This is a genomic window from Mesobacillus zeae, from assembly GCF_003570705.1.
Lineage (GTDB): Bacteria > Bacillota > Bacilli > Bacillales > Cytobacillaceae > Mesobacillus_C > Mesobacillus_C zeae.
The window spans coordinates 158066-172544 of record NZ_QWVT01000011.1; the positions used below are offsets into that span (position 1 = coordinate 158066).

General features: G+C 48.0%; 14 protein-coding genes. 7 read left to right on the plus strand and 7 right to left on the minus strand.

What is annotated here, in order from left to right:
* Positions 1 to 19: 19 nt before the first annotated feature.
* From D1970_RS06250 to hemQ, 3 genes are all read right to left on the minus strand, one after another.
* Positions 20 to 1534: an MDR family MFS transporter gene (locus tag D1970_RS06250; RefSeq protein WP_119112027.1), complete on the minus strand. Its 1515-nt coding sequence runs from the start codon at positions 1532 to 1534 to the stop codon at positions 20 to 22.
* Positions 1535 to 1877: 343 nt separating this feature from the next.
* Positions 1878 to 2405, minus strand: coding sequence for a spore coat protein GerQ (gene gerQ / locus D1970_RS06255; protein WP_119112028.1), 528 nt, complete (start codon positions 2403 to 2405; stop codon positions 1878 to 1880).
* Between the two features lie 199 nt (positions 2406 to 2604).
* Positions 2605 to 3348: a hydrogen peroxide-dependent heme synthase gene (gene hemQ, locus D1970_RS06260; RefSeq protein WP_119112029.1), complete on the minus strand. Its 744-nt coding sequence runs from the start codon at positions 3346 to 3348 to the stop codon at positions 2605 to 2607.
* Positions 3349 to 3614: 266 nt separating this feature from the next.
* On the opposite strand from hemQ, the gene pta reads away from it, so the two are divergent.
* Positions 3615 to 4592 carry a phosphate acetyltransferase gene (gene pta / locus D1970_RS06265; protein ID WP_119112030.1) on the plus strand — a complete coding sequence of 326 codons (978 nt, stop codon included), beginning with the start codon at positions 3615 to 3617 and terminating at the stop codon, positions 4590 to 4592.
* Between the two features lie 663 nt (positions 4593 to 5255).
* Here pta and ynzI read toward each other — a convergent pair.
* Positions 5256 to 5408, minus strand: a complete 153-nt coding sequence (ynzI, locus tag D1970_RS22220; protein WP_181213326.1) for a small membrane protein YnzI — start codon at positions 5406 to 5408, stop codon at positions 5256 to 5258.
* A 184-nt stretch (positions 5409 to 5592) separates the two neighbouring features.
* Here ynzI and lipL point away from each other — a divergent pair, with 184 nt between their 5' ends.
* Positions 5593 to 6429: an octanoyl-[GcvH]:protein N-octanoyltransferase gene (lipL, locus tag D1970_RS06275; RefSeq protein WP_119112032.1), complete on the plus strand. Its 837-nt coding sequence runs from the start codon at positions 5593 to 5595 to the stop codon at positions 6427 to 6429.
* 423 nt (positions 6430 to 6852) lie between these two features.
* Here lipL and D1970_RS23265 read toward each other — a convergent pair whose 3' ends face one another.
* A complete protein-coding gene (locus D1970_RS23265; protein WP_119112033.1) occupies positions 6853 to 7815 on the minus strand; it encodes an RsfA family transcriptional regulator in 963 nt (320 codons plus the stop codon).
* Positions 7816 to 8136: 321 nt separating this feature from the next.
* On the opposite strand from D1970_RS23265, the gene D1970_RS06285 reads away from it, so the two are divergent.
* The 3 genes from D1970_RS06285 to D1970_RS06300 all read left to right on the plus strand — a co-directional run bounded on the left by D1970_RS06285 (position 8137) and on the right by D1970_RS06300 (position 10545).
* A complete protein-coding gene (locus D1970_RS06285; protein ID WP_119112034.1) occupies positions 8137 to 8358 on the plus strand; it encodes a YuzB family protein in 222 nt (73 codons plus the stop codon).
* 278 nt (positions 8359 to 8636) lie between these two features.
* Complete coding sequence (locus D1970_RS06295; protein WP_119112036.1) at positions 8637 to 9932, plus strand: HD domain-containing protein; 1296 nt, start codon at positions 8637 to 8639, stop codon at positions 9930 to 9932.
* Between the two features lie 106 nt (positions 9933 to 10038).
* A complete protein-coding gene (locus D1970_RS06300; protein ID WP_119112037.1) occupies positions 10039 to 10545 on the plus strand; it encodes a YwgA family protein in 507 nt (168 codons plus the stop codon).
* Positions 10546 to 10635: 90 nt separating this feature from the next.
* Here the strand turns inward: D1970_RS06300 and thmT are convergent, their stop codons facing one another.
* The gene (gene thmT / locus D1970_RS06305) at positions 10636 to 10821 is read right to left on the minus strand and encodes a 2-hydroxymuconate tautomerase (RefSeq protein WP_119112038.1); all 186 of its coding nucleotides are present in this window, start codon (positions 10819 to 10821) and stop codon (positions 10636 to 10638) included.
* Positions 10822 to 11027: 206 nt separating this feature from the next.
* Here thmT and D1970_RS06310 point away from each other — a divergent pair, with 206 nt between their 5' ends.
* Positions 11028 to 11657 (plus strand): site-2 protease family protein, encoded by a 630-nt coding sequence (locus D1970_RS06310; protein WP_119112039.1) that lies wholly within the window; start codon positions 11028 to 11030, stop codon positions 11655 to 11657.
* A gap of 16 nt (positions 11658 to 11673) precedes the next feature.
* Positions 11674 to 12183 carry a YwhD family protein gene (locus D1970_RS06315; RefSeq protein ID WP_119112040.1) on the plus strand — a complete coding sequence of 170 codons (510 nt, stop codon included), beginning with the start codon at positions 11674 to 11676 and terminating at the stop codon, positions 12181 to 12183.
* Positions 12184 to 12338: 155 nt separating this feature from the next.
* Here D1970_RS06315 and D1970_RS06320 read toward each other — a convergent pair whose 3' ends face one another.
* Positions 12339 to 14414 (minus strand): transglycosylase domain-containing protein, encoded by a 2076-nt coding sequence (locus D1970_RS06320; RefSeq protein ID WP_119112041.1) that lies wholly within the window; start codon positions 14412 to 14414, stop codon positions 12339 to 12341.
* Positions 14415 to 14479: the final 65 nt, after the last annotated feature.

The window sequence follows — 14479 nt, forward strand, 5'->3', positions numbered from 1 at the left end:
GGCGCGATCTTTTTTTTGCCTATGAAGGATCCTTAGCTCCGGTTTCCACCCGTTCCTTGCCCATGAAAAATATTGCAACCGCGGAGAGGACGATTGGAATGAGCGCGAGTGTGAAAATAAGGGTGATTGAATCAGACATGGCTGTCACGATTTTATCGAGAATGGCGGCAGGAATCTGCGAACGCTGTCCCGACTGGAAAAGCTGCTGAGGGTCGCCTAAATTCATATTTGGCGCACCGCCTCCCTGCATGCCGGCAAAAGCATCCTTCAGCTCGTTAGTGAAGGCATTGTTCTGGATGGCCCCGAAAATCGTGACTCCAAGGGTCATGCCAAGCGAGCGAAGAAAAGAGTTGGTCGAGTTTGCCGAACCGCGGTAGCGCGGATCAAGATTATGAATCGAAGCCGTAGGCAACAGTGAGAAAGAAAAGCCAACGCCGAACCCGACAAGAATCATAAACAAAGTCAGCGCTAACCGTGAGGTATCAGGTGTCATCGAGCTCAGCATGAACATGCCGGCAAAATAGGACACGATGGAAATAACCATCAGGTTCCGGAAGCTTGTTTTCGTCTGGAAGCCGCCGCCGATCCCGCTTCCCACAACCGATCCAAGCATCATCGGCATCAGAATCAGACCCGCATTTTTAGCGGTGCCGCCATACACTGCCTGTACGAAGATCGGGATGAAGACAGCGAGAATCACGAACGTAGCACCGTACAGGAAAGCAAGGATCTGTGATACAGCAAACAGCCGCCGCTTGAACATCCAGAAAGAAATGATTGGCTCTTCCGCCTTTCTTTCCGCAAAAATAAACACGATGAAAAAGAGGGCAAAGCCTGCAAAAAGGCTGAGAATTTGAACAGAATCCCAGCTGTATTTTTTTCCGCCAAGCTCAAGGGCAAACATCAGGCTGATAACCGCCAGCACGAGTGTAATAGCACCTGTCCAGTCGATCTTTTGCGCTGTATGCTGCGGTGATTCTTTATAATAGCGCCAGATGAGAGCAAAGGAAACTAGGCCGATTGGAACATTGATGTAGAACACCCAATGCCAGCTGATCATGTCTGTGATATAGGCGCCCAGCAGAGGGCCGAGGACGCTCGATGTCCCGAACACAGCTCCAAGAAGGCCGGTCATCTTCCCGCGTTTTTCCGGCGGAAAGATATCAAACACAATCGTAAAGGCGATCGGCATCAAGGCGCCGCCGCCAATCCCCTGGATGGCGCGGTATATGCTCAGCTGCACCATATTCTGGGCGATTCCGCAGAGGGCGGAGCCAGCCAAAAATACCAAAAGGCCAAATATGTAGAAACGCTTCCTGCCATACATGTCAGAAAGTTTCCCGAAAATCGGCATCCCCGCCATGACTGTGACCATATAGGCCGAGGTCACCCAAACAAACTTGTCAAAGCCGCCAAGATCAGCGACAATCGTTCCCATTGCAGTTGCCACAATGGTGTTATCCATGGCGGCCATCAAAATGCCCAAAAGCAATCCAGCCACCACAGGTTTTAAATTAACGTTATCAGATACCATCCAATTCCTCCTGAAAAATAGGTAGCTTAAGTTTAGAGATGGCGGTTGGCTATTGTCAAGTGCCGATAGGTAGGACGGGCGGGTTTTGTTTTCAGCATGAAGTCAGCTAGGTGTGCTGGTGATGTCGCCGCGTATGCTGTTTCGCTCGGTAAAAGCTGGCACAACTGCGGGGACTGGTTTCTACAGCAATAAACCAGTCCCCGCGCCACCAGCTGCTTTTCAAGGCTAATGTTCGGCCCCACTGCATATTATAGGTCTCACAGTCAAAGACCGAGTCTCGCCGCAGCCCCAACTGTTTCTCCCAAGAAAAAAAGCGGCCCCGGGGCCGCTTTTTCTAAGTCTTTTAGCGCGGAGGGTAAGATGCCAATCCTTGGCCGCCTGCTCCGCTGAACGGATATTGATACTCGATTTCCTCGTCAAAGGTGATGTAGTCCAAGTAGACCATCAGGAGGAGGTAGCGCGTTCCGGTTTGCGGGTCTTTGATGATGATATGGTCTCGGCCCGCGGCCTCGATTGTCCCTTTGAAAATTTTCGCGTTCCACTCGCGGTTGTTTTCGAACGTCATGTAAATGGTCGCAAGCTTTCCTTTGTTCAGCCGCAGAATGTTTTCAATATACGACTCTTCAGCAGGAAGCATACCAGGCACATTGATGCCCCCGCCCGGGGTACCGCCCGCCTGCATTCCGGGTTGCATTCCGGGTTGCATTCCGCCTCCTGCTGTGCCCGGGACAGCGCCCCCGGCTTGCGGATAAGGGTAAATCATTTGTGATCCTTGAAAACCTGTCTGAGGCTGGCTTGCCGCCCCTGTTCCCTGCTGGTAGTTTTGCGGTGCCCTGTACGCATCATAGTACGGATAATATTGTTGAGTCATCCTTTTTCCTCCTCAAAAATGATTTAGTGGGATTGTTTTTTTTCAGCTATTTAGCAGAAAAAAGCTGCCGTAAAATCAAAAGCTGTATTACACGCTTGTCAAGATGATAGGACTGCACTCACTAATTCATTTTTATGAAAGCTGTTCAGGATTATGACAAAAAAAGCCTCCGGGAGATCCGGAGACTTTGAAATAACCATTATACCTGAAGGAACGGAGCGATGCGCTCTTCATCCAGAAGATTTCCGACAAAGAAAGAACCGAACTCGCCGTAACGGGCGCTGACTTCATCAAATCTCATTTCATAGACTAATTTTTTAAATTGAAGGACATCATCCGCAAACAAGGTAACGCCCCATTCGTAGTCATCAAAGCCGACCGAGCCGGTGATGATTTGCTTGACCTTGCCGGCATACTGGCGGCCGATCATACCATGGGAGTACATCAATTTCTTGCGGTCTGCCATCGGAAGCATGTACCAGTTGTCTTCACCCTGGCGGCGCTTGTCCATTGGATAGAAGCACACATGGTTCGCTTTTGGAAGCTCAGGGTAGAGCCGTGCGCGTACCTGCGGGTTCTGGTAAGGATCTTCTCCATCGGCAAGGTAATTGCTGAGTTCAACAACGGATACATAAGAATGCGCCGGGAGTGTAAACTCGGCAAGCTTCGTCTTGTTGAATTCCGTTTCGATTTCATTTAATTCTTCCATCGTAGGACGAAGGATCATCATCATGAAATCTGCTTTTTGCCCAACGATTGTGTAAAGGGCGTGGCTGCCTTCTTTGCCGGCCTGCGTGGTATTCCATTTATCGAGAAGTGCGCGGAACTCATGGATTGCGGCCTGGCGCTCGTCTCCGGACAGCATTTTCCAGGTTGTCCAGTCAACCGTGCGGAAATCGTGTAAACAATACCAGCCATCAAGCGTTTGTGCTGCTTCACTCATTAATCTCACTCCTAATCATTCAAAAAATATACACAACTACTATAACATAGTTTTGCCAGCCGTCATGTTTTTGCCGCTTGCAGCGGGAGGGTGCTTGTTTAACATGAACATAAAAAGGATATTCTTTAAAGGTATCGGAAACAGTAATTATTGATAAACAATTTTAAAAACAAAGAATTATTTATTGTAAACGCCAACATGATTGATTTTTACCCTGTGTCAAGTATGCTATTGAAGTAGAGTGTAAAAGGAGGAACAAAATCATTATGAGCAACTTATTTACAACCCTTAAAGAAAAGGTGAGCGGACAAAATTTGCGCATCGTTTTTCCGGAAGGATCTGACGAGCGGATTCTGAAAGCGGCTGGGCGTCTCGCAGAAGATGGCATCCTCACTCCTGTTTTAATAGGAAACATTGAAAAAATCCAGGCATTGGCTTCCGACCTTGGCGTTTCTCTTGAACGGGCGGAAATTTACGATCCGGCCAATTTTGCCATGATGGACGAGCTTGTAGCAGCTTTTGTTGAAAGGCGGAAGGGGAAGGCGAGTGAAGAGCAGGCCCGCCAAATCCTTCTTGATGAAAATTATTTTGGAACGATGTTAGTGTATGCAAACAAAGCTGACGGACTAGTGAGCGGTGCAGCGCACTCGACGGCAGACACTGTAAGGCCGGCGTTACAGATCATCAAGACAAAGGAAGGCGTCCGTAAAACTTCAGGCGTTTTCATCATGGTCCGTGAAGATGAGAAATATGTGTTCGCCGACTGTGCGATCAATATTTCCCCTGACAGCCAGGACCTTGCGGAAATCGCGGTAGAGAGTGCTAGAACAGCAAGAATGTTTGATATTGAACCGCGCGTGGCAATGCTAAGCTTCTCGACAAAAGGCTCTGCCGTGTCTCCGGAGACGGAAAAAATGTCAAAAGCTGTGGAAGAGGCAAAACTCCGCGACCCGCTTCTCATTCTTGACGGAGAGTTCCAGTTTGACGCAGCTTTCGTGCCTTCCGTGGCCGCGAAAAAAGCGCCGGACTCCCCGATCCAGGGAGATGCCAATACATTTGTATTCCCAAGCCTTGAAGCCGGAAATATTGGCTACAAAATTGCCCAGCGGCTCGGCGGGTTCGAAGCTGTTGGTCCAATCCTCCAGGGCCTTAACCGCCCTGTCAACGACCTGTCCCGCGGATGCAGTGAGGAAGATGTGTACAAGCTCGCCCTCATCACCGCCGCACAGGCAATGTTCAAATAAATTTTTAAAAGTAGCCGGATTCCAAAGCGGGAATCCGGCTTTTTTGTTGTGTTGAAGGGGGGATTTGGGTAGAGAGGTGCTTCTGGATTGAAAATGCCCCCTATACACTGGGTTCGAGGGCAAAATGGGGTCCAAAACCTGCTGGATTGGCCAAAATTCTACCTTGAGGCTTGGGAAATAATTTCATTCTCTCGGGAAATACCGTGATTAAGACAGAAATCTGGGGGATTCGGACAAGAAACACAATGATTCAGACAAAAAAAGCTTTCATTCGGACAGAAAACAGCCTGATTCGGACAATTAGACAATATGTGGAAAAACAAAACCAGGCATGACCCGTTATCTACCCCAATAGATTCCCCGTTACCAAGATAAATCCCATCCATATGGCCAGCGTCGCAACTAATAAAATAGTCAGCACGCTGCGAAATGCTGACCATACATTCCTGGTTCCTCCCAAACCCCAAACAGCCAGGAAGAAAGAAATCATCGATATGTATAAAAGGGCATATAAAAAGCCCGTCCTTTCGCTGCCCGCGGGTATTAAAAAGGTAAAAAATAATAGCCAGCAAAGCATACAAAGAAGGAAGGCCCACAGATTTAGTTTGGACTTCAAAAAATCACCTGCCTGCTAGGAAATTTTAAAAAGACTCTATTAAGTTGTTAAAAGCCTTTGAAAGCATTGTTTAAGATAACCAATATAATAACGATCACAATCGCAAGGAAAGTCTGTGTACGGTATTTCTCCCGTTCTTCTTTGCGTTGTAATTGTTCCCGGTATTTTTTCTGAATGGCTTCTTGCTTATTATTTCGCATTTTCTATATCCCCCAGTTCCTGTTTTTTTCAGAAGGGCATCCATTTTCGGAATATTTGCTCAATAAAATCGTATCGGCTATCTCCTATTTTGTCAATTTGGCTCCTGTTCGCAGGACACCTTAAGCAGCGTTCCTTCCTATGCTATAATAACGTCATGAATATGGACTTAAAGGAGAAATTACAATGGAAGAGGCGCTAAGCTTACTGCGCCAGGATCGTTGGAGACTGATTGATCAGTCGGCGCTTGGCCCGCATTTTCATGCGCTGCAGTCATTCGCGACTGACGATACACTTTGCGCATCGGTGGGATCGGGCGAATCACCCGCAACAGCACGGGCATGGGTGCACCACCGGACCATCGTCCTCGGCATCCAGGATACAAGGCTGCCCGGGCTGCAGGATGGCGTGGACTATTTAAGGACACAGGGCTGGGACGTGATTGTGCGGAATTCCGGCGGGCTTGCGGTCGTGCTCGATGAAGGAGTGCTGAACCTGACGCTCGTTTTTCCGGAAAAAGAAAAAGGGATTGATATCAACCGCGGCTACGATGCAATGTGGCTGTTAATACAGGAATTGTTATCGGACTTTGATGTACAAATAGAAGCGCGGGAAATACATGGCTCCTATTGCCCCGGTAGCTATGACCTCAGCATCGGAGGCAAAAAGTTTGCCGGCATCTCTCAGCGCCGCCTCAGAAGGGGAGTCGCCGTCCAAATCTATCTTTGCGTAACAGGCAGCGGCAGCGAGAGAGCTGAACTCATCAGGCAATTTTACGGGCTTGCCAAAAAAGGAGAGAGCAGCAAGGCCGATGGACCCGACATCAAGCCGGAAGTCATGGCATCGCTGTCGGAGCTGCTCGGAACTTCTCTCTCCATCCAGGACATCATGCTTCGGTTTTTGATGTTCCTGAGCAAAAATAGCTCGCACATTATCCAGGGTCAGCTGGAACCTGATGAATACGAGCTGTTTGAAGGCTATTACGATCGAATCATCGAACGAAACAGCCGCTTTCTCGGATAGTAAAAAAGAAAAGGCCGTCACCATTTTGAAAAATGGGTGGCGGTCTTTTCTTTTGCAGGAAACTAGTGAATAGGAAACTGCTTTTTTAAAACACTGTCAGTGTTGTGTCATCGAATACCAAATGACTTTTTCCATGCCCCCTGATTCTCTAAAATACGATATCTCCGATTACGGGCAAACTATCTCCGGCTGAGCTCAGATATTTACAAACACGGGCAAACTATCTCTGTTGAACCTAGATATCCCCGATTACGGGCAACCTATCGCACTCAATCCCCAGAGCACCATCATCCCCATCCCCCTTTTTAATCTGAAAATCGCCGCACCCCAACGCGCCCACTAAAAAACTCCGGCCGCACTCCCTATATGGAATGCAACCGAAGTTGGTATGGGTCTGTCTGGCGATTGTTCACAACGAGGTGCTTACTCGGCGACTTTCTCGAGGTTGCCGTTACGGTCCATCTTGAACTTCGTGGCTGAGCGGTCTTCTTCGTCAAAAAGCACGAGCTTGCGGGCGCGGTTCATGATTTTCATCAATGTCTCGTAATCTTCCTGCATCGTAAATGAGTTTTGCTCGAGGTCGGATACTTTTTTCCTCAATTCCTCGTTCTCCTTGCGCAAGCCAAGAATTTCGCGCTTCAATCTTTCATTCTCACTCTTGTAAATATCGGTATAAAGACCTGAGCTGTTCAAGTTTTGCAGGTAGGCAATCACATGGCCAAGCGTCAGCCGCAATCCCTGCTGCGGGCTTTGAACGTATCTCGGTGCTGCTGGCTGTGGCTCGTCAGCCGCAATCGCTGCTTTGTTATTTTCCTCATCCTTTGTTTCAGCCTCTGTTTGACCTTCTTCAGCGACAGGTTCCATCTCTTTCTCTTCTGCTTCGGCAGGCTCTGCATCTTCTGCATGTATGGAATCAGCAATGCCCCCAGCTTCGGCTCCTTGTTCTGATCCGCCCCGTATCAGCATGTCCTCAAGCGAATCCATTGCTTCCTTGGAACCGAGAGATTCAAGTAAATTCATTGATTCAAAGTCAGCTTTCACATCGGTGAGCTCAGCAGAAACTTCCATTGTTTCAGGCAGAGCGCCGATGTCTTCCAGCGTCGGGACTGGCGGAGAGTAAAGAAGCTTTTTCTTGCCTCCCTGGTCCTTCCCAAGAATCCTTTGCCTTTGCTTACGCTGTTTTTTTGCCAGCTGCAATGCTTTTTCATACTGGTGGCGCACGACCGCGTTCCACCTGAAACCGCATGCTGCCGACGTCCTGTCGAGCCTGTCTCCAACTTCCTCAAATGCATTCAGCTGTGTGCTGCCTTCTCTTACATGCCGCAGCACGGTTTCGGCAAGCAGCAGATCATTTTCTTCCGTCCAGGCATCCTGACGAACTTTCATTCTTCCTCAACTCCCAATCATTTTTTTTGTTGAAATCAAACCTTAGTGACTTCCCGTCCTGGGCGTCATCGTCCGGCGTCTGCGCCCAGCTCCAGCGTGGTCCGCTAAACCGGCGCTTGTAGCATTCTCATAATCCAAGCATGCCCCTTATTTTCAGGCTTTATACCATTCTGATAAAAAAGGATAGTAGGGATTGTTTCTTTTTTCATAGATAGGTAACAGGTCCCGCTGACTTGCATTCAGAGTCGGGAAAATGTACAATACCCTTTAGCTGTTAAAACGAAAAAAAGAGAATTTTTTATATAGAAAGGGTTGGAATCAATGGCAAACGAATTCAGAGTTTGCGACGATTGTCAGGCCGTGAACCTTAAAACGCTGATCCCGAAGCTGAAGCAATTGGATCCTGGCGCGCCGGTCGAGATAGGCTGCCAGTCTTACTGCGGGCCGGGCCGGAAAAAGACCTTCGCATTCGTCAACAACCGTCCTGTCGCTGCAATGAGCGAGGATGAGCTGATAGAAAAGATAACGAAAAAGCTGAAATAAAATCACCTTTAAAGCTTTCCCTTTTAAAGGTGATTTTTTATGGCGATTTTCCTGTAGCCGGCCAAATCCGGGACGGAATTTTTTGTATCGGCCAAAAGAAATGACGCTAAAAAAATTAAACCCATCCGGTTTAGCCTGTGCTGCTGGATGGGTAAGTTTTTCTGATAGAATCCTTTTGTGCTTTTGTAAAAAACTGAGAGATTTTGTTGAAAATGCGGGTGATTTGCGGAAAGAAACGGGCTATAATAGATACATGCTGAACAGGAAGAAGGGAAACCATGGAATATTCGGCGGAGAAACTACATGAAGAGAAGGTTTTCAAGGATCCGGTCCATCGGTATGTCCATGTGCGTGACCGGGCGGTGTGGGACTTGATCGGGACGAAAGAATTTCAACGCCTGAGACGGATCAAGCAGCTCGGCACAACGTATTTGACCTTCCATGGTGCGGAGCACAGCCGTTTCAACCACTCGCTTGGCGTATACGAAATTGTGCGCCGGATTGTTGACAATGTCTTTGCCGGGCGACCTGAATGGAATGAAGAGGAACGTCTGCTCAGCTTGTGTGCAGCCTTGCTCCATGACCTTGGCCACGGACCTTTCTCGCATTCTTTTGAAAAGGTATTCGACCTCGACCATGAGAACTTCACAAGGATGATCATACTCGGAGATACGGAAGTGAATGAGGTCCTTTCCCGAGTGTCATTCGACTTTCCGAAAAAAGTCGCTGAAGTCATCGCCAAAACTTACGAAAACAAGCTTGTTGTCAGCCTGATCTCAAGCCAGATTGATGCAGACCGGATGGATTACCTCCAGAGGGATGCCTATTTTACCGGCGTCAGCTACGGCCATTTCGACATGGAGCGCATCCTTCGCGTCATGCGCCCGACAGAAGACCAGGTCGTATTCAAACATAGCGGCATGCACGCAGTGGAAGATTACATAATGAGCCGTTACCAGATGTATTGGCAAGTGTATTTCCATCCTGTCACACGCAGCTCCGAGGTCATTTTGACCAAAATACTGCACCGCGCCAAGTATCTGTATGAGCACAAGTATTCTTTTAAACATAAACCGCTCCATTTCTATTCATTATTCGAGGACAACGTGACAGTAGAAGACTATTTAAAGCTCGATGAAGCAGTAGTTCTCTACTATTTTCAAATCTGGCAGGAGGAAGAGGACGTCATCCTGAAAGATTTGTGCTGCCGTTTCCTTAACCGTAACCTGTTCAAGTACGTGGAATTCGACCCAGCGAAAGAATACAAGAAACTCACGCGTCTTTCCGTCCTGTTTGAAAAGGCAGGGATTGACCCCGAGTATTATCTTGTTGTTGATTCATCCTCCGACCTTCCGTACGATTTTTACCGTCCCGGGGAAGAGGAAGAGCGCCTGCCGATCCATTTGATGGCCAAAAACGGCGAACTGCGCGAGCTTTCACGAGAATCAGATATTGTCGATGCCATCTCAGGGAAGCGCAGGACGGACCATAAGCTGTATTTCCCTGCCGATCTTATTGAAAAAGGAAGAGGAAACAGTGCCATAAAGGAAATTTCCGAACTGCTGGAGCTCTAGCCTGCAGGCAGGACACAGCAGTATGAGAGGCAACCTTGCCTCTTGGGCCCGCTAAAGAAGGCGCGCTCCCCAATCAAGGACCATTCGAAACAGGAGTTGACTTGCTTTGTTAAAAGACCATGCAAAAATTATTCATGCGATTGCAGTCTCGGGTGAGGTCATCGGACGGAAAAAGCTGCAGAAAATGATCTATATTGCCAAAAAAATGAATTTCCCTTTCCAGGAAAGGTTCCAGTTCCACTTTTACGGCCCTTATTCCGAGGAGCTGACCCTAAGGGTGGAAGAACTATGCAATATGGGGTTTTTGAATGAGGTGAAGGAAAAGAAAGGCGGCTATTACCAATACCGCTATACGCTGACTGACACCGGCCAGGAGTTCCTCGGGGTGAACAGCATCGACATGCCTAGCCTTGGCGACTGCCTGACAGACATCAACACACAGAGCGCCCGGTTCCTGGAGCTCGTCTCGACCATTCTGTTTTTTGACGACCTGCCAAAGGAAGAAGTGAAGGAAAAGGTCCATACGCTCAAGAAAAGCCAGCGCTATACTGATGAGGAAATCAGCAGTGCATTTCAATATATCGAGAGTTTAAAAGGTTTGGCCCGGCATTAAATGCCGGGATTTTTTTTGTTTAAAGCATCTTTTCCCTAAATAGAATGGGATGTAAAAGGCCGGCATCAGCAGCCGGCCCATCTGTGTTTTTTATTGGTCGCTCAGGCGCTTGCCGGCAACACCATAGTGGTTTTTGGACATTTCTTCGATAAAAACAACGATGTTTTCTTTTGGCGCACCTGTTGTTTCGCTGACAGCATCCGTCACTTTCTCCACAAGTGCTTTCTTTTGGTCTTCATTGCGTCCTTCAAGCATTTTTACAGTTACGTATGGCATGTCTGTTCCTCCCAAAATCAAATATAAGGTTTGCTCCTTTGAGTTTCACATAATTTGCAAAAATCTGCAAGGAGACACTGCGCCCTTCCGAGTGTTTCCTGTTTCCACATTACGGCATGAATCATGTATACTTGTAACAACTATTGAAAAATGGAAAATTGGAAAAGGGATAGGCATATGTCTGCCCCTGTAAAGGAGAGTAAAATGTGAGCCTGGCCTATTCATTGCAGGAAATTCCTTACGTGGCCATAACGCTGATTATTGCGTTTACCGTCCACGAGTTTGCGCATGCTTTTGTCGCCTGGAAATTTGGCGACCCTACTGCCCGGAACCAGGGGCGGCTGACGCTGAATCCAGTCCGGCATCTGGACCCGATTGGCACAATCTTGATTTTCCTCGTCGGGTTTGGCTGGGCGCGCCCAGTACCGGTCAACCGGTTTCATTTTAAAAATCCCCGCCTTGCGGGTGTGCTTGTCTCTGCTGCCGGTCCAATCAGCAATCTCCTGCTGGTCATCCTTGCATTCGTCCTTTGGTATGGAATTGGCCCTGAAAGCATCATAGCTGAGACATTCATCAACATTTTCATCAGTCTCAACACGGTGCTCTTTGTTTTCAACTTGCTTCCGTTGCCGCCGCTGGACGGCTACCGGATCATTGAAGACTTAGTTCCTGCAAATGTGCGCGTGAAGATGACACAGTGGGAAACGTATGGATCCCTAATCTTTTTAATCATTGTCCTGACACCGCTCAATGGGTATATCATCCAGCCTATTTTCAGCACTGTCGTCCCATCTCTTCTCGGCGGGCTGAATGACTTCTTTTTACAATTGTTTTAACAAGGAGGGACTGTAAGTGGAAGAAAAAAAGAAGAAAAGCATCGGTTTCAATATTATAAAAAATGATCCAATGGATAAACATCGCGGCTTTGGAAAAGGCGTGCTGACGCTCGACAACGTTTCACCTGTCATTATCGATGTGGAAGCCGGAGAAGCAGAAGTCGACATTGGCGCCATGCATGCAAGGAGCGCGGTGGAAAAAGGGATCAAGTTCCTGCCAAATCGTGATGAAGTGCCTGATGCAAAGCTATACTGGCTTGTATGGGTGACGATCGACCGGAAGGAAGAGGGTCCTTACTATGCAGGTGTGACTGCGTGCGAAATGACTGTGAACCGTGAAGCAAGAAGAGGCTACAAGTCCCTTCCGGAGCATGTAAACCGGATGGATAAGTCAATCAAACGACATATTATTGTCAGCCATATGGATGAAAAATCGAAAGGCATCCTGACAAACTTTCTGAAGAAGCATGACGCCGGAATGTGGGAAAGATCGGCTGATGAATTGAAACAAGGGCTTGAAGTGTAAGAATAAAAATAGGGTGAATTTGTGAAAAAAGTGTGATACGACTTGCCCAATAGTTTGAAAAAAAGTAAACTTAATAACAGTGTGAACGCTGTTTATACTAGGACAGGAAAACCCCCGGAAGTAATTCCGGGGGTTTTCCCTTTTTATCAGCTATTTTAAAACAATTCCCTGTACCATGGAGATTGTTCTTCTTTATGCTTCTCTTTGTGCTTGTCTTTATGCTTCCGCTTCTTATGGATCTCTTCATTGAGATGGTCTGTGCACTGTTCAACAGGCTCTGTGCCCTCTTTGAAGTAGGTGAGTCTTTTGACAGGGCAGCCGGGGCCGGCGAGCTTTCCGTTTTGCGGGTCAATCTTGACGCCGACAGTATCTTTTGCCGGTTCGAACTTTTTCACCGGCTTATCTTCCAGTGCTTTTTCCATAAACTGAAACCAGACATTTTTGCTGTAAATTTGCTCTGTACTGAGCTCAAGCGGTTTTCCTTTGTCATATCCTGTCCACACCGCTGAGACAAGCTGCGGAGTAAAGCCGATCATCCAGCTGTCCGTGCCAGTCGTCCCGGATTTCCCTGCATAGGGGCGGGACATTGCTGTTGCCATTGAGCGGCCTGTAACGGAAGTATATCCGTCAAGCTTTCTGTCGAACATGCCTGTCATCATATGTGTCAGCACAGAAGCGAGTTCAGGCTTCAGCACAGTTTCAGCTTCTTCGCTGTGCTCATAGATGACATCGCCATGCTGGTTCTCGATCCTCTCGATCAGGACAGGCTCCACTTTTTTTCCGCCGTTGGCCATCATGCTGTACGCGCCTGCCATCTCAATCACCTTCACCCCGGATGTACCAAGGGCAAGCGATGGAACCTTTTCCATTTTGGTGGTAATCCCAAATTCTTTTGCTGTTTCGATTAAAGCTTTTTCGCCAAGGAACAAGTGCGTCTTGACTGCGTAAATATTGTCGGACAACGCAAGCGCCTGAGCCATCGTAATGTCGCCCTCGGCGTATTTATTGTTGAAATTGTGCGGCGTGTATGGCTGCCGCGCGTCCTCGAAACGGAAGGTTGTCTGCTCGCTTTTCATTGTCGTGGCGGGGGTGAATCCCTGTTCAAGTGCCGCATAGTACAACAGCGGTTTCATCGTTGAACCAGGCTGCCTCACAGCCTGGACTGCCCTGTTAAAAGGACTTTCCTTATAGTCCCGGCCGCCGATCATTGCTTTTACATGTCCTGTTTTCGGATCCATGGCCACAAATCCCGCCTGTATATCCGAGTCCTTCGAAATTTCCTGCTCCATTACTTCTTCTGCAATTTTTTGCTGCTTTAGGTTCAAGGTCGTATAAATTTTCAGGCCGCCAAGTGCGAGCGCCCTGTCATCGAACTTAAGTGTGTTTTTCAGCGCATTCCGGACGGCATCCTGGAAATACGGAGCTTTGCCAAGGTCTGGGTTTTCATGCTTTCCGATGAGCTTCAAAGACTCCGAGAGTGCCTTATTCCGCTCTGCGGCACTGATATATCCGTTATTTTCCATTGCCTGCAGAACGGTGGCCTGGCGATTTTCCGCTCTTTCCTTTGATGCGAACGGTGAATACAGACTGGGGCCTTTAGGAATCCCAGCAAGCATCGCTGCTTCTGCAAGGTTTAAGTCACTGGCATCTTTGCCAAAATAGTAACGGCTGGCAGCCTGGACGCCATAGGCGCCATTTCCGTAATAAATCGTATTGAGGTAGCCTTCAAGAATTTCATTTTTGCTGTAATTCATTTCAAGCCTGAGTGTATAAAAAGCTTCCGACAGCTTCCGCTTCCAAGTTTTATCGTGCTCAAGATAAAGGTTGCGGGCATACTGCTGTGTGATCGTGCTGGCTCCCTGAACCTTAGACATGGCTTTCATGTCGGCAAGGGCAGCGCCGGCGATCCGCTTATAGTCAAAACCCCCATGGCTGTAGAATTTTTTATCTTCAATTGAAATCGCTGCTTCCATTAAGGCGGGAGAGATGTCGTTCAAGGGCACCCAGTAGCGCTTTTGTCCGCTGTTGCTTTCCCCGATGACCGTTCCGTTGTCCGCCATGTAAAGGGTCGACTGAGGTACAGCAAGCGGGGGCGGCCCGAGCAGCTTAGCATAGCCGATCACGGAAAAATAAAGCACAGCCCCGATTGTAGCGGCAGCAGCTAGAATGAACAACAGAGCTCTCAAGTACTTGGCCGTCCTGCGGAAACGCTGGTTTGTCATGATTTCCAAGCTTCATCCCCCTCCCTTAAAAAATTGATTATCATTAGCATGGAAAAAAGCGGGGGATTTTATAC

Coding starts and splice junctions, on each gene's coding strand:
- D1970_RS06295 (WP_119112036.1), top strand. CDS start 8,637: ATGGAATATTCGGCGGAGAAACTACATGAAGAGAAGGTTTTCAAGGAT.
- hemQ (WP_119112029.1), bottom strand. CDS start 3,348: ATGAGTGAAGCAGCACAAACGCTTGATGGCTGGTATTGTTTACACGAT.
- D1970_RS23265 (WP_119112033.1), bottom strand. CDS start 7,815: ATGAAAGTTCGTCAGGATGCCTGGACGGAAGAAAATGATCTGCTGCTT.
- ynzI (WP_181213326.1), bottom strand. CDS start 5,408: ATGCGAAATAATAAGCAAGAAGCCATTCAGAAAAAATACCGGGAACAA.
- D1970_RS06285 (WP_119112034.1), top strand. CDS start 8,137: ATGGCAAACGAATTCAGAGTTTGCGACGATTGTCAGGCCGTGAACCTT.
- thmT (WP_119112038.1), bottom strand. CDS start 10,821: ATGCCATACGTAACTGTAAAAATGCTTGAAGGACGCAATGAAGACCAA.
- lipL (WP_119112032.1), top strand. CDS start 5,593: ATGGAAGAGGCGCTAAGCTTACTGCGCCAGGATCGTTGGAGACTGATT.
- pta (WP_119112030.1), top strand. CDS start 3,615: ATGAGCAACTTATTTACAACCCTTAAAGAAAAGGTGAGCGGACAAAAT.
- D1970_RS06250 (WP_119112027.1), bottom strand. CDS start 1,534: ATGGTATCTGATAACGTTAATTTAAAACCTGTGGTGGCTGGATTGCTT.
- gerQ (WP_119112028.1), bottom strand. CDS start 2,405: ATGACTCAACAATATTATCCGTACTATGATGCGTACAGGGCACCGCAA.